Source organism: Variovorax soli (genome assembly GCF_031454625.1).
In the GTDB taxonomy this organism is placed as follows: domain Bacteria; phylum Pseudomonadota; class Gammaproteobacteria; order Burkholderiales; family Burkholderiaceae_C; genus Variovorax; species Variovorax soli_A.
In genome coordinates this window covers 1-23,512 of record NZ_JAVDRF010000010.1, presented here as the reverse complement: position 1 = coordinate 23,512, position 23,512 = coordinate 1, and the positions used below count along the sequence as shown (strand labels likewise).

Below are 23,512 nucleotides of genomic sequence, written 5' to 3'. Positions count from 1 at the left end.
CCGCGGACCTTCGAGCTTCCGCACCGAAAGCGCCATGAACACTGCCACCGTCGCCCCCATCGCCGCCGCGCGGCCCAACAACGCCGGGATCGACGCCCGGCGCGCCGCCGCTACGCCGCGGGGCGTCGGCATCGGCTTCCCTTTCTATGCCGAGCGCGCCCGCAACGCCGAGTTGTGGGACGTGGAAGGGCGCCGCTTCATCGACTTCGGCTCCGGCATCGCGGTGCTCAACACCGGGCACTGCCATCCGCGCGTGATGGAAGCGGTACGCAGCCAGCTCGATCGCTTCACCCACACCGCCTACCAGGTCGTGCCTTACGAGAGCGCAGTCGCGCTGGCCGAGCGGCTCAACCACATCTCCCCCGGCAACCATCCCAAGAAGACCGCTTTCTTCACGACCGGGGCCGAGGCGGTGGAGAACGCGATCAAGATCGCGCGCTGCGCCACGCGCCGCCCGGGCGTGATCGCGCTCAGCGGCGCCTTCCACGGCCGCACCTTCATGGGCATGGCGCTGACGGGCAAGGTCGCGCCCTACAAGAGCGGCTTCGGGCCCTTCCCGGGCAGCATCTACCATGTGCCGGCGCCCGTGGCGCTGCATGGCGTTTCGGTCGAAGATTCGCTGGCGGCGATCGACCGGCTCTTCAAGGCCGACATCGACCCCGAGCAGGTCGCCGCGATCATCCTCGAGCCGGTGCAGGGGGAGGGCGGTTTCTACATCCAGCCGCCGGAGTTCATGCGCGCGGTGCGCGAGATCTGCGACCGCCACGGCATCCTGATGATCGCCGACGAGATCCAGACCGGCTTCGGCCGCACCGGCAGCCTGTTCGCGATGGACCATTACGACGTGGTGCCCGACCTCATGACCATCGCCAAGAGCCTGGCCGGCGGCCTGCCGCTGTCGGGCGTGGTCGGCCGCGCCGAGATCATGGACGCGCCCGCGCCCGGCGGCTTGGGCGGCACCTATGCCGGCAACCCGCTGGCGATCGCCGCCGCGCATGCGGTGCTCGACGTCATCGAGGACGAGCAGCTCGCGCCGCGCGCCGAGCGCCTGGGTCAGCGCCTGAAGGCGCGGCTCGTCGCCCTGCGCGCAACGGTGCCGCAGATCTCCGACGTGCGCGGGCTGGGCGCCATGGTTGCCGTGGAGTTCGCCGGCAAGGACGGCAAGCCCGACCCCGATTTCACCCGCCAGGTGCAGGCCCGCGCCCGCGACGCCGGACTGCTGCTCCTGACGTGCGGCGTGTACGCCAACGTGATCCGCTTCCTGTTCCCGCTGACCATCGAGGAATCGGTGCTCGAGGAGGGCCTCGACATCCTGGCCGCCGCGATGCAAGCTTGAGACAGGAGGTATTCGACGATGACGCTGAAATTGAAAGACCCCTCCCTCCTGCGCCAGCAGGTCTTCCTGGCCGGCGAATGGATCGATGCGGACACGCGCGAAACCGTCGCGGTCAGCAACCCGGCCAATGGCGAGCGCATCGGCACCGTGCCGATGTGCGGCGCCGAAGAGACGCAGCGCGCCATCGGCGCGGCCGAAGTGGCCCAGCGCGACTGGGCCCGCCGCCCGGCCAAGGAGCGCACGGCGATCCTGCGCCGCCTCAACGACCTGATGCTGGCCAACCAGGACGACCTGGCGCTCATCATGACCACCGAGCAGGGCAAGCCGCTGGCCGAGAGCAAGGGCGAGATCGCCTACGCAGCGTCCTTCATCGACTGGTTCGCCGACGAAGCGCGGCGCGTCTACGGCGACACCATCCCCGCGCCCTCGGCCGACCGCCGCATCCTGGCGCTCAAGCAGCCGATCGGCGTGACGGCCGCCATCACGCCCTGGAACTTCCCGACCGCCATGCTCACGCGCAAGGCCGGCCCGGCCCTGGCCGCCGGCTGCGCGATGGTGGTCAAGCCTGCGACGCAGACGCCTTTTTCGGCGCTGGCCTTCGCGGAACTCGCGCAGCGCGCAGGGCTGCCGAAGGGCCTGCTGTCGGTGCTCACCGGCTCGGCCTCGAAGATCGGCGGCGAGATGACGCGCAACCCGACCGTGCGCAAGCTCACCTTCACCGGCTCGACCGAGGTCGGGCGCATGCTGATGAAGCAGTCGGCCGACACCATCAAGAAACTCTCGCTGGAGCTCGGCGGCAACGCGCCCTTCATCGTGTTCGACGATGCCGACCTCGACGCCGCGGTCGAAGGCGCGATGGTCTCGAAGTACCGCAACACCGGCCAGACCTGCGTGTGCGCCAACCGCATCTACGTGCAGAAGGGCGTGCTCGCCGCCTTCACGGAGAAGCTGGTGGCTCGGGTGCAGGCCCTCAAGGTGGGCAACGGCGTGGAGCCGGGCGTCACGCAGGGCCCGTTGATCGACGACAAGGCGGTGGCCAAGATCGAGGAGCATGTGGCCGATGCCGTGGCCAAGGGCGGCAAGGTGCTCACCGGCGGCAAGCGTCACGCCCTGGGCGGCCGCTTCTACGAGCCCACGGTGGTGGCCGGCGCCATCTCCGACATGCTGGTTGCGCAAGAAGAAACCTTCGGCCCGCTGGCGCCGGTCTTCGCCTTCGACACCGAGGCCGAGGCCATCGCGCTGGCCAATGACACCGAATTCGGCCTGGCCTCGTACTTCTACAGCCGCGACATCGGCCGCATCATGCGCGTGGCCGAGCAGCTCGAATCCGGCATGGTGGGCGTGAACACCGGGTTGATCTCCACCGCCGAGGCGCCCTTCGGCGGCGTCAAGCAATCGGGCCTGGGGCGCGAGGGCTCGAAGTACGGCCTCGACGAGTTCCTCGAGATCAAGTACGTCTGTCTCGCGGGGCTGGATCGATGAATGCCGGGATGCCGCCGGCAGGGGCGGCCACCACCTTCGGCGTGGCCGGCGTGCAGATGAACGTCTCGGCCTTCGAGAGCAACGTGGAGCGCATGGGCAACTACCTGCGCCACATCCGCACGCGCTTCCCCTGGGTGCGCATGGTGCTGTTCTCCGAGCTCGCTGCGCTGGGTCCCAGGCACGACAGGGCCGAGCCCTTGCCCGGACCCACCGAGGCGCGCCTGGCATCGCTGGCGCGCGAGACCGGCCTGTGGCTGATTCCAGGCTCGCTCTTCGAGAGAGTGGAGGGGCCCGCCGGGCCGGTGGTCTACAACACCACGCCCGTGATCGACCCGCAGGGCGAGGTGATCGCAAGATTCCGCAAGCTCTTCCCCTTTCGCCCCTACGAGCGCGACGTGGCGGGCGGCACCGAGTTCTGCGTGTTCGACGTGCCCGGCGCGGGCCGCTTCGGCGTCTCGATCTGCTACGACATGTGGTTCCCCGAGACCACGCGCACGCTGGCCGCGATGGGCGCCGAGGTCATCCTGCACCCGACCATGACCGACACCATCGACCGCGACGTCGAGTTGGCCATCGCGCGCGCCTCGGCGGTGACCAACCAGCTCTACTTCTTCGACGTGAACGGTGTCGGCGACGGCGGGGTGGGGCGCTCCATCGTCTGCGACCCGTCGGGCTATGTGCTGCACCAGGCCGAGGGCGGGGCCGAGATCATGGCCATCGACGTCGACTTCGCCCGCCTGCGCCGCGAGCGCGAGCGCGGGCTGCGCAGCAACCTGGGGCAGCCGCTCAAGAGTTTTCGCGACCGGGACTGCGACTTCGACGTCTACCGCCGGGAGGGCAACGCCTACCCCTACCTGCAAAGCCTGGGGCCGCTCGTGAAGCCCGACTGATTTTTCCCTTCTCGCCGTCGCAAATCACAACAAGGGGCCGACATCGAGGCGGAGCCGGCCCAGAGGAGACAAAGCATGAAGCCAGGAAGTGCAACGGAAAAGAACGGCCGGGCATCGCTGAGCCGGCACCGCAGTGTCTGGGAGATGCGGTCGGACGGGTGGATCGGCCTGGTCGACGACCTGAGCCGCCTGGCCATCCTGCCTGCGGAACACCCCGAGCGCGAGCGCCGGCTCACGCACGTGCGGGCCATCGTGGAGCAGCTGGCCCCGGTCGAGAGCTATTGGGCCTTCCCGGGCGGACGAGTGTTCGGGGAGCTGGCCCAGTGGATCGAGCGCGACGAGCTGGCGCGCGCGCACCAGGCGGCGCGGCGCATCCACCGCGTGCTGGCGGCGCGCACCTACCGGCACGACGTCAACACGCTGGACAGCGACAACGAGCTGCCCTCGCAGATCGAGACCGACAGCGAGCGCCAGGCACAGCTGGCGCGCCCCTACTTCGAGGTGCTGATCGTCGACGAGATGTCGGCCAGCGAGGAGGACGCGCTGAGGCGACGCGTGCAGCGCAAGCGCAGCGCCGACGACGACTTCATCTTCGACGTGGTGGTGGTGCCCAGTTTCGAGGACGCGCTGATCGCCACGTTGGTCAACTTCAACCTGCAGGCGGTTGTGATCCGGCACGGCTTTCCCTTCCGCTCGGTCAACCACAATGACATGCTGCGCCGCTTCCTGGACGGCATGGACGAGGGGATCGAGAAGATGGCCGAGTTCGAGCGCGGGCCGCTGCTCGGCCGCCAGATCGCGCAGATCCGGCCCGAGCTCGACCTGTACCTGGTGACCGACGTCAATGTCGAGGCCATCGCGGCCCAGGTGGGCGAGGTCTTCAAGCGCATCTTCTTCGGCGAGGAAGACCACATCGAGCTCTACAGCTCGATCATGAAAGGCGTGGGCGAGCGGCACCGCACTCCCTTCTTCAACGCGTTGCGCGACTACGCCAAGCAGCCGACCGGCGTGTTCCACGCGCTGCCGCTGGCGCGCGGCAAGTCGATCATGAACTCCAACTGGATCGGCGATCTGGCGCAGTTCTACGGCATGAACCTCTTCATGGCCGAGACCTCCGCCACGTCCGGCGGCCTCGATTCGCTGCTCGACCCGGTGGGTCCGCTGAAGATGGCGCAGGAGTACGCGGCGCGCGCCTTCGGCGCCCGGCGTACCTATTTCGCGACCAACGGCACCTCCACCTGCAACAAGATCGTGGTGCAGGCGCTGGTGCGGCCCGACGACATCGTGCTGGTCGACCGCAACTGCCACAAGTCGCACCACTATGGCCTGGTGCTGGCGGGCGCACAGGTGGCCTACCTCGACTCCTATCCGCTGGACCAGTACTCGATGTACGGCGCGGTGCCGATCCGCCACATCAAGCAGACCCTGCTCGACTTCCGCCGCGCCGGCACCCTGGACCGGGTGCGCATGGTACTGCTGACCAACTGCACCTTCGACGGCATCGTCTACGACGTCGAGCGGGTGATGATGGAATGCCTGGCGATCAAGCCCGACCTGGTCTTCCTCTGGGACGAGGCCTGGTTCGCGTTCGCGCGCTGCCACCCGATCTACCGCCAGCGCACCGGCATGGCCAGTGCCGCCAAGCTGTGCGAGATGCTCAAGGATCCGGCCTATGCGGAGCGCCATGCGGCCTTCAGCGAAGGCTTCGACTGGGACGACGAGCAGCGCGTGCTCGATACCCGGCTGCTGCCCGATCCGACGAAGGCGCGCGTGCGCGTCTACGCGACGCACTCCACGCACAAGACGCTGACCGCGCTGCGTCAGGGCTCGATGATCCATGTCTGGGACCAGGACTTCAAGGACAAGGCCGAGGAGGCCTTCCACGAGGCCTACATGACCCACACCTCGACCTCGCCCAACTACCAGATCCTGGCCTCGCTGGACGTCGGCCGGCGCCAGGTCGAGCTCGAGGGCTACGAGCTGATCCAGCGTCAGCTGGAGCTGGCGATGAGCCTGCGCGAGCAGGTGCTGCACCATCCGCTGCTCAAGCGCTATTTCCGCTTCCTGAGCGTGCGCGACGTGGTGCCGACGGAGTACCGCGAGTCGGGCGTCGACTCCTACTACAACGACGAGACCGGCTGGAACAACCTCGAGGCCGCCTGGCGCACCGACGAGTTCGCACTGGACCCGACGCGCGCCACGCTCACGATCGGTGCCACCGGCATGGACGGGGACACCTTCAAGAACAAGGAGCTGATGGACCGCTACGGCATCCAGATCAACAAGACCTCGCGCAACACGGTGCTGTTCATGACCAACATCGGCAGCACCCGTTCGGCGGTGGCGTACCTGATCGAGGTGCTGGTGAAGATCGCGCGCGACGTCGACCACCGCATCTCCGACATGAGCGCCATCGAGCGCCGCATTCACGAGAAGCGGGTGCGATCGCTGACGCTGGAGCAGCCGCCTCTGCCGGACTTCTCGAGCTTCCACTTCGCCTTCCGCGGCCGCAGCGTGGAAGGGCGCGCCGGCACGCGCGACGGCGACATCCGCAGCGCCTTCTTCCTCTCCTACGACGACGTCAACTGCGAATACATCGACATGGCCGAGGCCGCCAAGGCGATCCAGGCCGGGCGCGACCTGGTGTCGGCGCTGTTCGTCATTCCCTATCCGCCGGGCTTCCCGATCTTGGTGCCGGGGCAGGTGATCAGTGCCGAGATCCTGCAGTTCATGGCTGCCCTGGACGTTCGCGAGATCCACGGCTTCCGACCGGAGCTGGGCTTCCGCATCTTCAATGACGCCGCGCTCTCTCGCGCCGCCCAGGCGACAGCGGCGCGCGCCGCGCTCGCGCTCTCGGGCCGGGCCGCGCAGCCGCAAGAAAGGGACGGCGAGATCAAGGCCGCCAGCACGAGCACACCGGCCGCCGAAACGGCCCAAGCCAGTTCCACCACGAGGAGTGAAGAATGACGACCAAGGTCCAGAGCATTGCCGATCTGCTGCTGATGTTCCATCGCAACGAGCGGCCGATCTATTTCATCAGCGCGACCAATTTCAACCTGCTGGGCATGGACCGCTGGGTCAACCGCTTTCGCTACATCAATTACATCGACTGCTTCGACGGGCGCCACCCCAACGTGTTCGTGCCGACGGAGTCGCCGCACGAGGAGTTCCAGTCGATCGAGGACATCAACAACTATCTGCTGCAGCACAAGGAGGTGATCGACCTGATCGAGCGCCGCGGCGGCAAGCCGGTGGCGACCTTCCTGATGTTCGACGAGAAGACCGAAGCGCTGGCCAAGGAGCTGGGCATGGAGGTGTGGTTCCCGCCGGCCAAGCTTCGCACCCGCTGCGACAACAAGATGGAGACCGTGCGCATCGGCAACAAGGCCGGCGTGTTTTCGGTGCCCAATGCGCTGGAGAAGGTCGAAAGCTTCGAGCACCTGATGCAGATCGCCGAGCGCAACGGGCTGGGACGCGACCTGGTGGTGCAGTCGGCCTTCGGCGACTCGGGCCACACCACCTTCTTCATCGCCGGCGAGGACGATTTCAACAAGCACAAGGACGAGATCGTCAACGACCCCGAGGTCAAGATCATGAAGCGCATCAATTGCCGCGGCGCGACCCTGGAAGCCTGCGCCACGCACTCGGGCACGCTGGTCGGGCCGCTGCTCACGGAGGTGGTGGGCGCCAAGGAGCTCACGCCCTACAAGGGCGGCTGGAGCGGCAACGAGGTGTTCCCCGGCGCCTTCTCGGAGGAGGTGCGCGCCAAGGCGCGCGACATGGCCGAGCGCTTCGGCAACCAGTTGCTGTCGGAAGGCTATCGGGGCTACTTCGACCTCGACTTCCTGATCGACCAGGACAACGGCGAGGTCTACCTCGGCGAGCTGAACCCGCGCATCTGCGGCGCCAGCCCGATGACCAACCACGCCGCCTTCGCCTACGCGGATGCGCCCCTGTTCCTGTTCCACCTGCTCGAGTTCTCGGGCGTGCCCTTCGACCTGAACGTGCGCGAGATCAACGAGCGCTGGGCACAGCCGCATTTCATCGACTCCTGGTCGCAGGTGGTGCTCAAGTGCACCGACGACAAGGTCGACCAGGTCACGCACGCGCCGGGCACCGGCATCTACCGGATGGGCGAGGACGGCAGCGTGGCCTATCAGCGCTTCGACTACGACCGGCGCGCCATCGACAGCGAGCGCGAAGCCTTCTTCCTGCGCATCACCGGTCCGGGCGACTACCGCTACGAAGGCGCCGACCTGGGCATCCTGATCACGCGCGGCCGCTCGATGGACGACAACTTCAAGTTGAACATCCGCGCGCGCGACTGGATCCGCGGCATCAAGAACTACTACGCCGGCAAGCCGATCGTGACGACCCAGCACGAGGCGGCGCCGGCGCCCGGGTCCTTCAAGATTCTCTGAGGCACGCCGGCGGAACCATGGCCATCCAGATCGGCTTCGAAACGCTCATCGAAGACCAGCCGGGTCCGCGCTGGCAGGCGTTGTTCGCGCGCCTGTGGCCGGGCTACCGTGCCTGGTTCCTGCGCAGCGGGGCGGTGGCGCGGCCGAGCTATCTCGAGAGCCGGCGCGCGCTGCGCCAGCACATGCCCGAGCTGGTGCCGACCTGGCAGCGCCTGGTCGAACTGGCCGGAGGCGGTGACGTGGAAGCGCGCTTCCTGTCGCTGTGGTGCCCACCGCCTTACATCGTGGGGTGCTCGCAGGCGGTCTGGATCGACCCGGCTGGTGCCGAGGAGCCCGCGCTGCTGCGCAACTACGACTTCGCGCCCGCGCTGCTCGAAGGCAGCTGGCTGGCCACGCGCTGGCAGGGCCAGCGGGTCGCCGCCATGGGCGACTGCATCTGGGGCGCGCTCGACGGCCAGAACGAGGCCGGCGTGGCGGCCTCGCTGTCATTCGGCGGCAGCACCGTCTCGGGCACGGGTTTCGGCATCCCGCTGGTGCTGCGCTATGTGCTCGAGATGGCGCAAAGCACGGCCGAGGCGGTCGCGCTGTTGCAGCGCGTGCCGGTCAGCATGCCCTACAGCATCACCGTGCTGGACCGCCGGGCCGAATGGGCCACTGTGTTCGTCGGTCCCGACCGCCCTGCGGAGGTCACGCGCCGCAAGGCGGTCACGAATTTCCAGCACCACATCGAATGGCCGGAGCATGCGCGCGCCACCCACGCGGCCGAGCGGCTGGAGCGGCTGCAGCGCCAGGTCGACGGGCCCGGCACTCTGGAGGACGCGATCGGCGCGCTGCTGCAGCCGCCGCTGTACCAGTCGGCCTACCTGCGCGGCTACGGCACGCTCTATGGCGTGGCCTACCGGCCTGCCAGCGGCCGCATGGAATTGCTGTGGCCGGGCGTGCGCTGGCCGCAGACCCTCGATGCATTCGCGGAGGGTCGACGCGATATCGTCTACACGCCGGGCGCCGAGGCGCCGCCGGACCCGGACGAGACAGCCCTCGCGCAGCTGCTGACCGAATCACGAAGTTGAGAAGTTCGAGTGCTCATCGTTTGAGGAGAAAGGACGTCCCATGAAAAGCCCCGCCCGCAAGAAAGGCCTGCCGCCGGCAGCCTGGATCATGATCGCGATGGTGATCGGCATCGTGATCGGCTACATGATCTTCATCAATTTCCCGGACAAGAAGACCGCGGCGCAGATCGCCGGCTACATCTCGATCCTGTCCGATGTGTTCCTGCGCCTGATCAAGATGCTGATCGGCCCGCTGGTGTTCTCCACGCTGGTGGTGGGCATCGCCCATATGGGTGACGCGGCCTCGGTGGGCCGTGTCTTCGGAAAGGCGCTGGGCTGGTTCGTCACCGCCTCGCTGGTCTCGCTGGTGCTCGGGCTGATCATGGCCAATCTGCTGCAGCCCGGCCACAACCTCGGGCTGCCGCTGCCTGACATCGGCGCCTCGGCCAACCTGGCCACCTCGAAGTTCACGCTGAAGGACTTCGTGAGTCACCTGGTTCCCAAGAGCTTCGCGGAGGCGATGGCCAACAACGAGATCCTGCAGATCGTCGTTTTCTCGATGTTCTTCGGCGTCGCGCTCGCTTCGCTGGGGGAAAAGGCGAAGACCCTGATCAACGCGATCGACGAGCTGTCGCATGCCATGCTCAAGATCACTGGCTATGTCATGAAGCTTGCGCCGCTGGCGGTGATGGCCGCGATGGCGGCCACGGTGGCTGTCAACGGACTGGAGATCCTGCTCAAGTTCGCCGTCTTCATGGGCGACTTCTACCTGGGACTGTTCGTGCTGTGGGGTGTGCTGGTGCTGGCTGGATTCGTCTTCCTCGGCACCCGCGTCTTCAAGCTCCTGGTGCTGATCAAGGAAGCCTTCCTGCTCTCCTTCGCCACCGCCAGCTCAGAAGCCGCCTACCCCAAGATCCTGGACGCGCTCGACCGCTTCGGCGTCCGGCGCAAGATCTCCAGCTTCGTCATGCCGATGGGCTATTCCTTCAACCTGGACGGCTCCATGATGTACTGCACCTTCGCGGTGCTGTTCATTGCGCAGGCCTACGACATCCACCTCCCGCTGGGCACCCAGATCACCATGCTGCTGATCCTGATGATGACCTCCAAGGGCATGGCCGGCGTGCCGCGGGCCTCGCTGGTGGTCATTGCCGCGACGCTGAACCAGTTCAACATCCCGGAGGCCGGCCTGCTGCTGATCCTGGGGGTGGACACCTTCCTGGACATGGGCCGCTCTGCGACCAACGCGGTGGGCAACTCCATCGCGACGGCCGTCGTCGCCAAGTGGGAGGGCGAACTGCTGTCGGAGAGCGACGCCGCGGCCAACGAGAAGGCGTTGGATGCCGAGAGCGCGGCGACGCTGGCGCATCCGGTGCACGCCTGAAGGAGCAGCGGCCATGAAGCCCCTGTGCTTGCTGCTGCTGGCCGCGAGCCTGATCGCGACCACGGCCGCCCGGGCCCAGACCGAGCCCACGCCCAGCACGCCGGCAGCGCTCAGCGGGACGCTGGCCAAGGTGCGCGACGCCGGCGTCATCACGCTGGGCTATCGGGAATCCTCGGTGCCGTTTTCCTACCTCTCGCCCCGCAACGTGCCGATCGGCTATTCGATCGAGCTCTGCAAGTCGCTGGTGGCCGCCATCGAGGAGACGGTGCACAAGAGCCTGGAGATCAAGTGGGCGCCGGTGACCTCGGAATCGCGCATCGACGCCGTGGAGAAGGGGCAGGTGGATCTCGAATGCGGCTCGACCACCAGCAACCTGGAGCGCCAGAAGCGGGTGGCCTTCTCGCCCACGATCTTTGTCTCGGGTACCAAGCTGCTGGTGAAGAAGGGTTCGCCGATCCGGGAATTCAAGGACCTGGCGGGCAAGCGCGTGGCGGTCACCCGTGGCACCACAAACGAGCAGACCATGCAGGCGCTGTCGCAGAAGTTCGATCTCAAACTGAATCTTCTGGTGCAGCGCGACCACGCGGAGTCCTTCGCACAGGTGGTCAATGGCGCCGTCGATGCCTTTGCCACGGACGACGTGCTGCTTTATGGGTTGATCGCGCAGAGCAAGGGCAAGGTCCCTGGGGAATACCAGGTGGTGGGCGACTTCCTCTCCTACGACCCCTACGGGATCATGTATCGCAAGAACGACCCGCAACTGGCCAAGGTGGTCAACGATACCTTCCAGTTCCTCGCGCAAGACGGAGAGATCGAGCGCCAGTACAAGCGCTGGTTCCTGCGCAAGCTGCCCTTGAGCGGCACCAGCATCGACCTGCCCATGAGCCCGCAGCTGGAAACCATCCTCCAGACCATGGCGATCAAGGCGGAGTAACGCTTTTGGAGGATGACGGCTGCACGGATTTCGCGGAAACTGAGAACTAATTCATGACCAAAAAGCAACAAGAGCGCTTGTACCTACAGCGCCACAGGGTCGACTGAAGCTAAAAAAGAGTTCCTGTTGGCTTCCGATGGAGGGTCCGATGTTCAATTTTTTCCAGCCCAACCGAAACGGTCATCTGCGGCGCGTCATGGCTTTGCTCGAGGAGGCGCACCTCGCGCGCATCGAGCATCAGGCGGCAGCGGAGCATCACGGCGCCCTGGCCCGCATGTACTCCGAGCGCGCGAAGCGGCTGGAGCGTGAGCTGTACGGTTCCTCCCAACTGCCGGTGGGGGATGCGTCTGGCAAGGCCCAGGACGAGAAGGCCGTTCTCTATGCGCTGGATGCGAGCCGCCGGCTGGAGGCCCAGGCCAAGGCCTGAAGAGATCTGGGGCACGGGTTGCTGTCCCCCTGAGGCGAAGCGGCAGTTCATTGGCGCGCCTCGTGCAGCCGTGTTTGGATGTCTCAAAGGCCCGGATTTCATGGGGGAAGTTGCATTCATGATGAAAAGTGGGCTCGTCCCGTGAGATGTGCGCGACAATAGGGGGGCATCGCTGAAGTTTTGTACATGCTTCGCGATCCGGTAATCGGTTCAGTTTCGCGCCACCGCGCATCATTTGCTTGTTGTGACTCTGGGACTCCATCGATTGTTTTTTTGGTTTGATTAGGAGTCCCTCCATGGGCAAGAAACTCTACGTAGGCAACCTCGCCTACTCCGTCCGCGACAACCACCTTGAACAGGCCTTCTCGGCCTATGGTTCGGTTGCCAGCGCCAAGGTCATGATGGAACGCGACAGCGGTCGCTCCAAGGGCTTCGGCTTCGTCGAAATGGGCACCGATTCGGAAGCGCTCGCCGCTATCGAAGGCCTGAACGGCCAATCGCTCGAAGGCCGTGCCCTGACCGTCAATGAAGCCCGTCCGATGGAGCCCCGTTCGCCCGGCGGCTTCGGCGGCGGTGGTGGCCGCAGCGGTGGCGGCGGCTACGGCGGCGGCGGTGGTGGCGGCTACGGTGGTGGTGGTGGCGGCGGCCGCAGCGGCGGCGGTGGTGGCTACGGCGGCGGTAGCCGCGGCGGTTACTGATCGCCTTCAGGCATCAGCAAAAAAAGGCTCCTTCGGGAGCCTTTTTTGTTTGCGGCCGCGCTTCCAAGGGAAAGCGACAAGTTGTCAGCGTCGCTCGATCGCTGGTGCCCGGGGCCGGAATCGAACCGGCACGCCTTGCGGCGGGGGATTTTGAGTCCCCTGCGTCTACCAATTTCACCACCCGGGCAGGGGAAGTAAGGGAGCTCAAAATTATGGCACAGTGCCTGGCATGGCAAACGTGAACTACCCGACGATCGAGGATGCGATCGGCAAGACGCCCTTGGTCGCGCTGCAGCGTATCGATGCGGCCGACAACGCGAAGCGCGGCAACGTCATCCTTGGCAAGCTGGAAGGCAACAACCCGGCCGGGTCGGTCAAGGACCGGCCGGCACTCTCGATGATCAAGCGCGCCGAAGAGCGCGGCGAGATCAAGCCCGGCGACACGCTGATCGAGGCGACCTCGGGCAACACCGGCATCGCACTCGCGATGGCTGCGGCCATCAAGGGCTATCGCATGGTGCTCATCATGCCGGAAGACCTCTCGGTCGAACGCGCCCAGACCATGAAGGCCTTCGGCGCCGAGCTGCTGCTCACGCCCAAGAGTGGCGGCATGGAGTACGCGCGGGACCTGGCGGAGCAGATGGTGGCGCAGGGGAAGGGCCGCGTGCTCGACCAGTTCGCCAACGCCGACAACCCTCGCATCCACTACGAGACCACGGGACCCGAGATCTGGGCCGACACCGGCGGGCGCATCACGCACTTCGTGAGCGCGATGGGCACCACGGGCACGATCACCGGCGTCTCTCATTTCCTCAAGGAGAAGAACCCGGCGGTGCGCATCATCGGCGCGCAGCCCGAGGAGGGTTCGCGCATCCCGGGCATCCGTAAATGGCCCGAGGCGTATATGCCCAAGATCTATGAGCCCAGCCGGGTCGACGAGCTGGTCCACGTGAGCCAGGACCACGCCGAGGAGATGTGCCGGCGGTTGGCGCGCGAGGAGGGCATCTTCGCGGGCATCTCGTCGGCCGGTGCGCTGTGGGTGGCACTCGAGATCGCGAAGAAGGTGCAGAACGCGACCATCGTCTTCGTGGTCTGCGACCGTGGCGACCGCTATCTGTCCACCGGTGTCTTCCCCGCATGAGCGCCATGTTGTCCGATCCCAAGTTCTGCATGACCTGCGCCACGCAGCTCGCGCGTATCGAGCTGGCCGAGGACGGTGGGCCGAAGACGCGCCTGCGCTGCCCGGCCTGCGGGTGGACGCACTGGAACAACCCGACGCCGGTGCTGGCCGCGATCATCGAATACCGCGGGCAGGTGCTGCTGGCGCGCAATGCAGCGTGGTCACACAAGATGTACGCGCTGATCACCGGCTTCATGGAGGCGGGGGAAACGCCGCAGGAAGGCATCGCGCGCGAGATCAAGGAAGAGACGAACCTCGACGCCGTTGCCCTGAACCTCGTCGGCGTCTATGACTTCCAACGCATGAACCAGGTCATCATCGCCTACCACGCGTTGGCCGACGGCGAGGTGCGGCTGTCGCCCGAGCTCGTCGACTACCGGCTCTACGACCTGGCCGCCTTGCGGTGCTGGCCGGCAGGCACCGGCTACGCGCTGGCCGACTGGCTGCGCACACGCGGGCACGAGCCGCAATTCATGGAATGGCCGCGGCCGCCGGCTTCCACAGCCGACGGCGCTGCCGCCTCCTAGAATTCGGGATGCCCGCAGAAGGAACACGATGGACGTCCACAAAGAAATCGACACCCGCGGACTCAATTGCCCGCTGCCCATCCTGAAGGCCAAGAAATCGCTCAACGAGATGGAGAGCGGACAGCTGCTCAAGGTGGTGTCCACCGACCCCGGCTCGGTGCGTGACTTCCAGGCCTTTGCGCGGCAGACCGGCAACGACCTCGTCGAGCAGCAGACGGTGGGAGACGACTTCATCCACGTCCTGCGGCGGCGCTGACGGTGCTGCCGTGAAGCGCAGTGTCCGACTGGCGGCCGGTGCCCTGGCGCTGGTCCTGGCGGCCGGGGCGCTCGTGCTGGGCTTGTGGAGCGACGGCATGCCGCACGACCCATCCTTCCGACCCGTTTCCCCCAGTGCGTTCCCGCTCGCGATACTGGGCGATTCCAACAGCCACTCCTACCAGGACAACGCCTGGTTCCCCGCCGACAGCAGCGAGCGAGGGGGGCGCTTGCGTTCGCGCACCTTTCAATGGACCGAGGTGCTGGCGCGCATGCGCGGCCAACAGTTGGATCTCGGCCCCTGGGTGCGCTGGGGTAGGCCCGGCGTGGTCGCGCTGGCGCGCGAATGGATGGGTTTGCCGGGCGGCCGCGCGCCGCGGAAAGAGGACTACCTCTACAACTTCGCCAACTCCGGCGCTGCTTGCAAGAACCTGATGGGTGGGCGCTTCCGGCAGGCGCCGCGTCTCGTCGCTCTGATGGACCGGGAGCCGGAGCGCTGGGCGCGCGGCGTGGTGGTGATCCGAATCGGCCTCAACAATTGGGGTGGGTTGCTGGATCTGCAGGCCAGCGATCCTGCCGCGCCCGAGCTGCGCGAGGCAACGGCCTTCTGCGCGCGCGAGATCGGTGCGGCGGTCGCATCGATTCACGCCCGGCATCGCTCCACGCGCATCCTTCTGGTGGGCATCGGCAACGAGGCGGACGACCCTGCCAACTTCGATCGCTGGCAGTCGGCGACCGAGACGCGGAACATCCGGATCGCGCTCGATGGCTTCAATGCCGCCATCCGACATCTGGCAGACGGCGACGCCCGGCTCGCCTATTTCGACGACCTGGCCTGGTTCCAGGACCATTGGGGCTCGCGCGATGCCGAGGGCAAGCCGGACTACAAGGCGGTGGAGATGGGCCCTGAATTGCGCGTGACCAACACGATCGGCGACGACCCGCACAACGCACTCCTCGCCGACCGGCATGCAGGCCTGGTATGGAACGCGCTGTGGGCGCAGGCGCTGGTGGCGCGGCTGCGCGAAGCCTTCGACCTGCCGATCACGCCGATCGCGGACGAGGAGCTGCGCCGTTTCGTCGAGCCGCTGGTTGCGGCGCCGGCAGCGCCTGTCAAAGCTCCAGGGTCTTGAGGTAGGCGCGGAACTGGGCGCCGACCTCCGGGTGCGCAAGCGCGAGTTCGACACTGGCTTGCAGGAAGCCTTCCTTGCTGCCGCAGTCGTAGCGCACGCCCTGGTACGAATAGGCGTAGACGGGTTCCTTCTTCATCAGCGAGGCGATGCCGTCGGTCAGCTGGATCTCGCCGCCGGCCCCCTTCGGCTGGTTGCGGATCTCGTTGAACACGCCTGGCGTCAGGATATAGCGGCCCGCCACGCCCAGGCGTGAGGGCGCGTCCTCGGGCTTGGGCTTTTCGACCATGCGACTGACCTTGACCATCCCCTCTTCGATCATGTCGCCCGCCACGATGCCGTAGCGCTTGACCTGGTCCAGGGGCACCTCCTGAACCGCGAGCAGGGAACCGCCAAGCCGGGCGAAGGCGCGCGTCATCTGTGCGAGCACGGGTTCACCATCCTCCGGGCCGACCATCAGGTCGTCCGCCAGCAGCACCGCGAAGGGTTCGTCGCCAACCAAGTGCTCGGCGCACAGCACTGCGTGCCCCAGGCCCAGCATGCGCGGCTGGCGCACGTAGGAGCAGGTCATGTCGTCCGGCATCACGGACTGCGCGATCTTGAGCAGCTCCAGCTTGTTGCTGGCTTCGAGCTGGCTCTCCAGCTCGTAGGCGGTGTCGTAGTGGTCCTCGATGGCGCGCTTGTTGCGGCCGGTGACGAAGATCATGTCCCGGATGCCGGCGGCATAAGCCTCCTCGACCGCGTACTGGATCAGCGGCTTGTCCACGACCGGCAGCATCTCCTTGGGTTGTGCCTTGGTGGCCGGCAGGAATCGAGTGCCGAATCCGGCGACGGGGAACACGGCCTTGCGGATGCGCTTGGTGGAAGTGGACATGGGCTTAGCGTCTGGTCGGGTGAATTGGAGGATGGAGCCGCGCCCGCGGCGCCGAACGCGAATACTAAAGCTCTCCGTGTCCAGGCTGTGTCAGCCGAGGCGCACAAGCTGGTCGCGCAGCCGTTCCAGTGTGGCGCTGAAGTCCACCTGCCGCTTGCGCTCCTGCTCGATCACCGCGGCCGGCGCCTTGGCGACGAAGGCTTCGTTACCGAGCTTGCCCTTGACCTTCTCGACCTCGCCCTCGATGCGCGCGATTTCCTTCCCGAGGCGGGCTTTTTCCGCGGTCTTGTCGATCTCCATGTGCAGGCACAGCCGCACGTCGCCCACCACGGCCACCGGGGCAGCCTCGGCTGCCGCGGCCCAGGCGGACGCATCTTCGAAGACCTTCACTTCCTTGAGCTTGGCCAAAGCCTGCAGCACCGGCGCGGCCTCGCGCACGAAGGCGTTGCCATCTGCCGTGTCGGCGACGGCATAGAGCGGCAGGCGCATCGCGGGTGAGACGTTCATTTCGCCGCGCAGCGTACGGCAGGCATCGACCAGCGATTTGAGGCGCGCGACATGCGCTTCGGCTGTTGGGTCGATCTTCTCGGGCTGGCTTTGCGGGTAGGGCGCGATCATCACCGACTCGCCGGGTCGGCCGGCCACCGGCGCCACCTTTTGCCAGAGGGCCTCGGTAATGAAGGGGATCAGCGGATGCGCCAGCCGCAGCAAGGCCTCGAGCGTTCGGATCAACGTGCGCCGGGTGGCGCGCTGCTGCGCGGGCCCGCCCTGTTGGATCTGGACCTTGGCGATCTCCAGGTACCAGTCGCAGAACTCGTCCCACGCGAACTGGTAGATCGCATTGGCGACGTTGTCGAGCCGGTATTCCTCGAAGCCCTTGGCCACCTCGGCCTCGACCCGTTGGAGCTGCGAGGCGATCCAGCGGTCGGCCTGGCTGAACTTCAGGTAGCCATGTGCGGGTCCGCCGGGGGCGCATTCGTCCTTGGTGTGCTCGCGCAGCCCACAGTCCTGGCCTTCGCAATTCATCAGCACGAAGCGCGTTGCGTTCCATAGCTTGTTGCAGAAGTTGCGGTAGCCCTCGCAGCGCTTGGGGTCGAAGTTGATGTTGCGGCCAAGCGAGGCGAGCGAGGCGAAGGTGAAGCGCAGCGCATCGGCGCCAAAGGCGGCGATGCCGTCGGGGAATTCCTTCTGCGTGTTCTTGCGCACGGCAGACGCTGTTTCCGGGCGGCGCAGGCCCTGCGTGCGCTTTTCGAGCAGCTCGGGCAGTGCGATGCCGTCGATCAGGTCCACTGGGTCCAGCACATTGCCTTCGGACTTGCTCATCTTGTGGCCGTGCGAGTCGCGCACCAGGCCATGGATGTAAACGTGCCGGAAGGGCACTCGGCCGGTGAAGTGCTTCGTCATCATGATCATCCGGGCGACCCAGAAGAAGATGATGTCGTAGCCGGTGACGAGCACTGTGGAAGGCAGGTAGAGGTCGTAGTCCGGCGTTTTCTCGGGCCAGCCCAGCGAGGAGAAGGGCACCAGCGCCGCGGAGTACCAGGTGTCGAGCACGTCTTCGTCGCGCGTCAGCGCCTTGCCGGGTGCCTGAGCCTGGGCCTCGGCTTCGTCCCGCCCGACGTACACCTGGCCTTCGGCGTCGTACCAGGCGGGGATCTGGTGGCCCCACCAGAGCTGGCGCGAGATGGTCCAGTCCTGGATGTTCTCCATCCAGTGGTTGTAGGTGTTGACCCAGTTCTCGGGCACGAAGCTCACTTCGCCCGAGCGCACCGCGTCGATGGCCTTCTGCGCGATCGACTGGCCCTTTGCATCCGGCTTGGTCATGGCGACGAACCACTGGTCGGTCAGCATCGGCTCGACCACGGCGCCGGTGCGTGCGCAGCGCGGCACCATCAGCCTGTGCTTTTTGGTCTCGACGAGGAGGCCCAGGGCCTGGAGGTCGGCCACCACCGACTTGCGGGCGTCGAAGCGGTCGAGACCCCGGTACTTCTCGGGGGCGTTGTCGTTGATGGCGGCGTCGAGCGTCAGTACGCCGATGACGGGAAGGCCATGGCGCTGGCCCACCGCGTAATCGTTGTGGTCGTGCGCAGGCGTGACCTTGACGACGCCGGTGCCGAACGCCTTGTCGACGTAACTGTCGGCGATCACCGGGATCAGGCGGTCGACCAGCGGCAGCTTCACCCTGCGGCCGATCAGTGCCTGGTAGCGCTCGTCGTCGGGATGAACCATCACGGCGACGTCGCCCAGCATGGTTTCGGGGCGCGTCGTCGCGACCGTCAGAGATCCCGAGCCGTCTTCGAGCGGATAGGCGATGTGCCAGAGGAAGCCCTCCTCTTCCTCGCTCTCGACCTCGAGGTCGCTCACCGCGGTCTTGAGCACCGGGTCCCAGTTGACCAGCCGCTTGCCGCGGTAAATCAGCCCTTCCTCGTAGAGCCGCACGAAGGTGTCGGTAACGACTTTCGAGAGCTTCTCGTCCATCGTGAAATACTCGCGGCTCCAGTCCACCGTGTCGCCCATGCGGCGCATCTGATTGGTGATGGTGTTGCCCGACTGCTCCTTCCACTCCCACACGCGCGCCACGAAGTTCTTGCGGCCCAGGTCGTGGCGGCTGATCTTCTGCTCCTGCAACTGGCGCTCGACCACGATCTGCGTCGCGATGCCCGCATGGTCGGTGCCAGGCAGCCACAGCGTGTTGTCACCCTTCATGCGGTGGTAGCGTGTCAGGCTGTCCATGATCGTCTGGTTGAACGCATGGCCCATGTGGAGCGTGCCGGTCACGTTCGGCGGTGGAAGCTGGATGGCGAAGGAGGGCACTCCCTCTTTCGGCTGTCCTGTGCCGCGGAAGCCCGCTACCGCGTAGCCGCGCCGCTCCCATTCGGGACCCCAGTGCGCCTCGAGGGCGGCGGGTTCGAAGGACTTGGACAGGCTCTCGAGGCCGGGCTGGGACAAGGTGTCGCTCATGGGGTGCAAAGACGAAAACGGCATCCCGCAGGATGCCGTTCGGGTGGGTTGGGAAGCGGCCGATTTTATTCGAGCGGCCGATCCCGTGGAGCCCGGGCCATCGTGCCGGCGCACTGAACCTTGTCAAATCGGCCTGAAGCTCGTCTTCTTCTGCCCATAGCTTTCGAAGGCTTGGGGCGGCGGCTCAGCTTGGGCCGGGGGGCGCGTTTGTCGATGTCCGCTGGGTCCTTTCTCGGAATCCATGAGGAGGGTGCGATGCCGGCCTGCACTCCGCGCGCTTTGCTTTCGTACCGTCTTTCTTGCCGCCGCGGATAATTCGGGGATGCTTTTTTTGCTCTCTCCGGCCAAGTCGCTCGACTACGAAACGCCCGTACCAGACACCCTGCCCGCCACCCAACCGCACTTCGAGGGACCCCGAGGCCCCTCCGCCGAGCTCATCAAGATCCTGCGCGAGAAGTCGCCGCAGCAAATCGCCGAGCTCATGCGGCTGTCGGACAAGCTGTCCGCATTGAATGTGGCGCGCTATGCGGCCTGGGCATCCAAGGGTACGGCTCGCAACGCGAAGCAAGCCGCGTTGGCCTTCGACGGCGACGTCTACGGCGGGCTCGACGCCAAGACGCTGAGCGCGGCGCAACTCGAATGGGCGCAGGAACGCATCTGCATCCTGAGTGGCCTTTATGGCGTGCTGCGTCCGCTGGATCGTCTGCAGCCCTACCGGCTCGAGATGGGGACGCAGTTGGGCAATCGGCACGGCAAGGATCTCTACGCCTTCTGGAACTCCCGCATTGCCGAATACCTGAACCAGCGGCTTGTGGCGGATCGCACGCCGGTAGTGATCAATCTGGCCTCCCAGGAGTACTTCAGATCGGTCGACCTCAGTGTGCTCAAGGCGCGCGTGGTGGAGTGCGTGTTCGAGGAGTGGAAGAATGGTAAGTACAAGGTCATCAGCTTCTTCGCCAAGCGGGCCCGCGGCCTGATGGCGCGCTGGGCCGTGCTGCACAAGGCCTCCACGCCACGGGTGCTGGAGAAGTTCGATCTCGAAGGCTATGTCTTCGACGCGAGGGCCTCGGCGCCGGAGCGTTTTGTGTTTCGAAGGAGATCAGCGTGACGGGTCAAGTCATCAGCCCCGAATTGCGAGAGTGGGTTGTCGCCCAGCTTGCAGCCGGGCATTCCATCGCCAGTCTGCGTGCCTCGATGCGCGATGCGGGCTGGCATGCCGACGCTGCGGATGCGGCATTTGCAGAGGTCGAGGCGCAATCGGCGCGCCTCGCGGCCGTTGCGCCTGCACGCACCTCGATGCCCGGGCCGGATCTGTCGGATGCACCCTTGTACATCGATACCGGCGACCGACGCGTGCAGGTGCTGCAGACCCTGCGGCATCCGCGGGTCGTGGTGTTCGGCGACCTGCTCTCGGACGAGGAGTGCGAGGCCCTGATCCAGGCAGCGCGCCAGCGGCTCGCACGCTCCCTTACCGTCGAGACGCAGACGGGCGGCGAGGCGCTCAATGTCGATCGCACCAGCGACGGCATGTTCTTCGAACGCGGAGAAAACCCCGTGGTCGCCTGTCTGGAGCAGCGCATCGCGGCGCTGCTGCGCTGGCCGCTCGAGTTCGGCGAAGGCTTGCAGGTCCTGCGCTACGCGCCTGGCGCGCAGTACCGGCCGCACTACGACTACTTCGACCCTAACGAGCCCGGCACGCCCACCATCCTGCGGCGCGGGGGGCAGCGCGTGGCGACGTTGGTGATGTACCTGCAAGAGCCCGAGCTGGGGGGCGCTACGACATTCCCCGATGTGGGCCTGGAAGTCGCGCCCAAGCGCGGCACCGGCGTCTTCTTCAGTTACGAGCGGCCTGACCCGGCGACGCACACCCTTCATGGCGGCGCCCCAGTGCTGGCGGGCGAGAAATGGGTGGCGACCAAGTGGTTGCGCGAGCGTGAATTCCGCTAGGCGTCGAGCCCGTCAGAGGGAGCGGACCACGTCATGAAACTCACAGCCAACGGCATTCAGATCGAAGTCGAGGACAGCGGCGGCGAAGGCCGGCCTGTGGTGCTGCTGATCATGGGCCTGGGCATGCAACTCATCGCCTGGCCGGAGGATTTCGTGCGCACACTGGTCGATGCCGGCTTCAGGGTCGTGCGCCACGATAACCGGGACATCGGGCTGAGCCAGGGCTTCGACGAGGCCGGTGCCGGCAATCTCGTCTGGCAGAGCGTGCGGCATCGCATCGGGCTGCCGGTGCGCTCTGCCTACAAGCTGCAGGACATGGCCGACGATGCGCTCGGCGTACTCGATGGCCTGGGTATCCGGCGCGCACATGTGGTGGGTGCATCGATGGGCGGCATGATCGCGCAGCGCCTGGCTGCGGGTGCGCCGCAGCGGATCGCGAGTCTGGTCAGCATCATGAGTTCGAGCGGTGCGCGCAATCTTCCTGGGCCTCGCCCCGATGTTGCCGCGGCGCTGATGCGCCGGCCAGCCAGCCGGACGGAGGCTGCTCTGGTGGCGCACAGCCTGGGCGTCGTCCGGCTGATCGCCAGCCCCGCCTACCCTGAAGACGAACGGACGTTGGCCGAGCGTATCGCCCGCGGCCTGCGACGTGCCTACCGGCCGGGTGGCATCGTGCGGCAGATGCTGGCGATCGGGGCCGACAACGATCGTCATGCCTTGCTGGGAGGCATCTCCAGCCCCACACTCGTGCTGCACGGCGAGGCGGATCCGCTGGTGCCCATCGCCTGCGGCCAGGACACCGCGCGCCGCATCCCGGGCGCCCGCTTCGTCTCGGTGCCCGGCATGGGACATGATCTGCCGCCGCCCGTCTGCGACATCCTGCTGCAACACATCATTCCGTTTATGCAGACCGTCGAGAAGCATGCATGAGTCACCACAACACACCTGAACAGTCGCAGTTGGGGCGCGCCTCAGCCTATGTCGACCGGTACGATCCTGGCCTTCTTTTTCCGATCCCTCGGAGCACGCAGCGCGAAGCCATGGGCCTCGCGACCGGGCCGCTGCCTTTCTTCGGAGCAGACTTGTGGACGGCCTTCGAGCTCAGCTGGCTCAATCGGCGGGGCAAGCCGCAGCTGGCGATCGCGCATTTCACGGTGCCTTGTGAGACGCCAAACATCATCGAGAGCAAGTCTTTCAAGCTCTATCTCAACAGCTTCAACGGCACTGTCTTCACCGATGCGGAGGCGGTGCGCGAGCGGTTGCGCGCGGATCTGGGCGAAGCGGTGTGGCGGGGCAGCGACCGGGCAGCGAGCATCGGCGTCAAGCTGATCGCCCCCGAGCTGTTCGACCGCGAGCAGGTCCATGAGCTCGACGGGCTCGACCTTGATCGCCTGGATATCGAGTGCACGCATTACCAGCCTGCGCCCGAACTTCTGTCGAGTGATGCGACAGAGGTCCCCGTGACCGAGACTCTGGTCAGTCGGCTGCTCAAGAGCAACTGCCTGGTGACAGGACAGCCCGATTGGGGCAGCGTCCAGGTTCGCTACAGCGGCGCGCCAATCGACCAAGCGGGACTGCTGGCTTACATCGTGAGCTTTCGCAACCACAACGAATTCCACGAACCTTGCGTCGAGCGCATGTTCCTTGACATCTGGCGCCGCTGCCAGCCGACGAAGCTGGCCGTCTACGCGCGCTATACGCGACGAGGCGGCCTGGATATCAACCCCTTCCGCACCAGCTGGCCGCAGGCTTTGCCGCAGAACATCCGGACGGCGCGGCAGTAGACGGGTCCTCGAATCCGTCAAGTGCGAAAAAATCGAGCCCGGTTGCGACTCGACTGAAAACCGTGTCATAATCGAGGGCTCCGCTCAAGACGGTTGATTGCTGAGGCTCTGAGGGGTTTCGGTGGTTGTTCTGGGTGGGGTGAGGGGTTTGGGTGAGTTGGTGGCTGATCGGGTGGTTGGCGGGGCTCTAAAAAACTTCAAAAAAGTTTGTTGGTTCTTAAAAAACCGTGTAATAA

At 66.1% G+C, this 23,512-nt stretch carries 20 protein-coding genes and 1 tRNA gene; 18 read left to right on the top strand and 3 right to left on the bottom strand.

Annotated elements, in window-relative coordinates; all coding sequences use genetic code 11:
- Window positions 1-34 precede the first annotated feature (34 nt).
- The 10 genes from gabT to J2739_RS20215 all read left to right on the top strand — a co-directional run bounded on the left by gabT (window position 35) and on the right by J2739_RS20215 (window position 12,621).
- Window positions 35-1,336 (top strand): 4-aminobutyrate--2-oxoglutarate transaminase, encoded by a 1,302-nt coding sequence (gabT, locus tag J2739_RS20260; RefSeq protein ID WP_405053918.1) that lies wholly within the window; start codon window positions 35-37, stop codon window positions 1,334-1,336.
- 18 nt (window positions 1,337-1,354) lie between these two features.
- The gene (locus J2739_RS20255) at window positions 1,355-2,818 is read left to right on the top strand and encodes an NAD-dependent succinate-semialdehyde dehydrogenase (RefSeq protein ID WP_309904923.1); all 1,464 of its coding nucleotides are present in this window, start codon (window positions 1,355-1,357) and stop codon (window positions 2,816-2,818) included.
- Entirely contained in the window at window positions 2,815-3,708 is an 894-nt protein-coding gene (locus J2739_RS20250) for a carbon-nitrogen hydrolase family protein (protein WP_309904921.1), read from the top strand. The genes J2739_RS20255 and J2739_RS20250 overlap by 4 nt, the downstream gene beginning before the upstream one ends.
- Before the next feature lie 75 nt (window positions 3,709-3,783).
- Window positions 3,784-6,675 (top strand): aminotransferase class I/II-fold pyridoxal phosphate-dependent enzyme, encoded by a 2,892-nt coding sequence (locus J2739_RS20245; protein ID WP_309904918.1) that lies wholly within the window; start codon window positions 3,784-3,786, stop codon window positions 6,673-6,675.
- Window positions 6,672-8,129: a biotin carboxylase gene (locus J2739_RS20240; RefSeq protein WP_309904917.1), complete on the top strand. Its 1,458-nt coding sequence runs from the start codon at window positions 6,672-6,674 to the stop codon at window positions 8,127-8,129. Before J2739_RS20245 ends, J2739_RS20240 begins: the two co-directional genes overlap by 4 nt.
- Before the next feature lie 17 nt (window positions 8,130-8,146).
- Window positions 8,147-9,199 carry a C45 family peptidase gene (locus J2739_RS20235; RefSeq protein ID WP_309904915.1) on the top strand — a complete coding sequence of 351 codons (1,053 nt, stop codon included), beginning with the start codon at window positions 8,147-8,149 and terminating at the stop codon, window positions 9,197-9,199.
- A gap of 40 nt (window positions 9,200-9,239) precedes the next feature.
- Window positions 9,240-10,562, top strand: coding sequence for a dicarboxylate/amino acid:cation symporter (locus J2739_RS20230; protein WP_309904913.1), 1,323 nt, complete (start codon window positions 9,240-9,242; stop codon window positions 10,560-10,562).
- 13 nt (window positions 10,563-10,575) lie between these two features.
- Window positions 10,576-11,496 carry an amino acid ABC transporter substrate-binding protein gene (locus J2739_RS20225; RefSeq protein ID WP_309904911.1) on the top strand — a complete coding sequence of 307 codons (921 nt, stop codon included), beginning with the start codon at window positions 10,576-10,578 and terminating at the stop codon, window positions 11,494-11,496.
- 148 nt (window positions 11,497-11,644) lie between these two features.
- Complete coding sequence (locus tag J2739_RS20220) at window positions 11,645-11,923, top strand: hypothetical protein (RefSeq protein WP_309904909.1); 279 nt, start codon at window positions 11,645-11,647, stop codon at window positions 11,921-11,923.
- 296 nt (window positions 11,924-12,219) lie between these two features.
- Window positions 12,220-12,621, top strand: a complete 402-nt coding sequence (locus tag J2739_RS20215) for an RNA recognition motif domain-containing protein (RefSeq protein WP_309904908.1) — start codon at window positions 12,220-12,222, stop codon at window positions 12,619-12,621.
- Between the two features lie 102 nt (window positions 12,622-12,723).
- Here the strand turns inward: J2739_RS20215 and J2739_RS20210 are convergent.
- Window positions 12,724-12,808: transfer RNA gene (locus J2739_RS20210), tRNA-Leu, on the bottom strand.
- 51 nt (window positions 12,809-12,859) lie between these two features.
- Here J2739_RS20210 and cysM point away from each other — a divergent pair.
- The 4 genes from cysM to J2739_RS20190 are packed head-to-tail and all read left to right on the top strand — an operon-like array spanning window position 12,860 to window position 15,716.
- A complete protein-coding gene (cysM, locus tag J2739_RS20205) occupies window positions 12,860-13,762 on the top strand; it encodes a cysteine synthase CysM (RefSeq protein WP_309905299.1) in 903 nt (300 codons plus the stop codon).
- A 5-nt stretch (window positions 13,763-13,767) separates the two neighbouring features.
- A complete protein-coding gene (locus tag J2739_RS20200) occupies window positions 13,768-14,328 on the top strand; it encodes an NUDIX domain-containing protein (RefSeq protein WP_309905297.1) in 561 nt (186 codons plus the stop codon).
- Window positions 14,329-14,356: 28 nt separating this feature from the next.
- Window positions 14,357-14,584 carry a sulfurtransferase TusA family protein gene (locus J2739_RS20195; RefSeq protein ID WP_309904906.1) on the top strand — a complete coding sequence of 76 codons (228 nt, stop codon included), beginning with the start codon at window positions 14,357-14,359 and terminating at the stop codon, window positions 14,582-14,584.
- Between the two features lie 10 nt (window positions 14,585-14,594).
- Window positions 14,595-15,716 (top strand): SGNH/GDSL hydrolase family protein, encoded by a 1,122-nt coding sequence (locus J2739_RS20190; RefSeq protein WP_309904904.1) that lies wholly within the window; start codon window positions 14,595-14,597, stop codon window positions 15,714-15,716.
- On the opposite strand, the gene galU is transcribed toward J2739_RS20190, so the two are convergent.
- Both galU and J2739_RS20180 read right to left on the bottom strand, forming a co-directional pair.
- Window positions 15,697-16,587: a UTP--glucose-1-phosphate uridylyltransferase GalU gene (gene galU, locus J2739_RS20185; protein ID WP_309904902.1), complete on the bottom strand. Its 891-nt coding sequence runs from the start codon at window positions 16,585-16,587 to the stop codon at window positions 15,697-15,699. The two genes, J2739_RS20190 and galU, sit on opposite strands and share 20 nt — an antisense overlap.
- A 90-nt stretch (window positions 16,588-16,677) precedes the next feature.
- Window positions 16,678-19,548: a valine--tRNA ligase gene (locus tag J2739_RS20180; protein WP_309904899.1), complete on the bottom strand. Its 2,871-nt coding sequence runs from the start codon at window positions 19,546-19,548 to the stop codon at window positions 16,678-16,680.
- A gap of 322 nt (window positions 19,549-19,870) precedes the next feature.
- Here J2739_RS20180 and yaaA point away from each other — a divergent pair, with 322 nt between their 5' ends.
- From yaaA to queF, 4 genes are read left to right on the top strand one after another with little or no spacing between them, the layout of a single operon-like run.
- A complete protein-coding gene (gene yaaA, locus J2739_RS20175; protein ID WP_309905295.1) occupies window positions 19,871-20,656 on the top strand; it encodes a peroxide stress protein YaaA in 786 nt (261 codons plus the stop codon).
- Window positions 20,653-21,495 carry a 2OG-Fe(II) oxygenase gene (locus J2739_RS20170; protein ID WP_309904897.1) on the top strand — a complete coding sequence of 281 codons (843 nt, stop codon included), beginning with the start codon at window positions 20,653-20,655 and terminating at the stop codon, window positions 21,493-21,495. Before yaaA ends, J2739_RS20170 begins: the two co-directional genes overlap by 4 nt.
- A 33-nt stretch (window positions 21,496-21,528) precedes the next feature.
- On the top strand, window positions 21,529-22,422 hold the full coding sequence (locus tag J2739_RS20165) for an alpha/beta fold hydrolase (RefSeq protein ID WP_309904895.1): 894 nt from the start codon (window positions 21,529-21,531) through the stop codon (window positions 22,420-22,422).
- Window positions 22,419-23,276, top strand: coding sequence for an NADPH-dependent 7-cyano-7-deazaguanine reductase QueF (queF, locus tag J2739_RS20160; protein WP_309904893.1), 858 nt, complete (start codon window positions 22,419-22,421; stop codon window positions 23,274-23,276). The genes J2739_RS20165 and queF overlap by 4 nt, the downstream gene beginning before the upstream one ends.
- Window positions 23,277-23,512 lie beyond the last annotated feature (236 nt).

Coding starts and splice junctions, on each gene's coding strand:
- gabT (WP_405053918.1), top strand. CDS start 35: ATGAACACTGCCACCGTCGCCCCCATCGCCGCCGCGCGGCCCAACAAC.
- J2739_RS20255 (WP_309904923.1), top strand. CDS start 1,355: ATGACGCTGAAATTGAAAGACCCCTCCCTCCTGCGCCAGCAGGTCTTC.
- J2739_RS20250 (WP_309904921.1), top strand. CDS start 2,815: ATGAATGCCGGGATGCCGCCGGCAGGGGCGGCCACCACCTTCGGCGTG.
- J2739_RS20245 (WP_309904918.1), top strand. CDS start 3,784: ATGAAGCCAGGAAGTGCAACGGAAAAGAACGGCCGGGCATCGCTGAGC.
- J2739_RS20240 (WP_309904917.1), top strand. CDS start 6,672: ATGACGACCAAGGTCCAGAGCATTGCCGATCTGCTGCTGATGTTCCAT.
- J2739_RS20235 (WP_309904915.1), top strand. CDS start 8,147: ATGGCCATCCAGATCGGCTTCGAAACGCTCATCGAAGACCAGCCGGGT.
- J2739_RS20230 (WP_309904913.1), top strand. CDS start 9,240: ATGAAAAGCCCCGCCCGCAAGAAAGGCCTGCCGCCGGCAGCCTGGATC.
- J2739_RS20225 (WP_309904911.1), top strand. CDS start 10,576: ATGAAGCCCCTGTGCTTGCTGCTGCTGGCCGCGAGCCTGATCGCGACC.
- J2739_RS20220 (WP_309904909.1), top strand. CDS start 11,645: ATGTTCAATTTTTTCCAGCCCAACCGAAACGGTCATCTGCGGCGCGTC.
- J2739_RS20215 (WP_309904908.1), top strand. CDS start 12,220: ATGGGCAAGAAACTCTACGTAGGCAACCTCGCCTACTCCGTCCGCGAC.
- J2739_RS20200 (WP_309905297.1), top strand. CDS start 13,768: ATGTTGTCCGATCCCAAGTTCTGCATGACCTGCGCCACGCAGCTCGCG.
- J2739_RS20195 (WP_309904906.1), top strand. CDS start 14,357: ATGGACGTCCACAAAGAAATCGACACCCGCGGACTCAATTGCCCGCTG.
- galU (WP_309904902.1), bottom strand. CDS start 16,587: ATGTCCACTTCCACCAAGCGCATCCGCAAGGCCGTGTTCCCCGTCGCC.
- J2739_RS20180 (WP_309904899.1), bottom strand. CDS start 19,548: ATGAGCGACACCTTGTCCCAGCCCGGCCTCGAGAGCCTGTCCAAGTCC.
- yaaA (WP_309905295.1), top strand. CDS start 19,871: ATGCTTTTTTTGCTCTCTCCGGCCAAGTCGCTCGACTACGAAACGCCC.
- J2739_RS20165 (WP_309904895.1), top strand. CDS start 21,529: ATGAAACTCACAGCCAACGGCATTCAGATCGAAGTCGAGGACAGCGGC.
- queF (WP_309904893.1), top strand. CDS start 22,419: ATGAGTCACCACAACACACCTGAACAGTCGCAGTTGGGGCGCGCCTCA.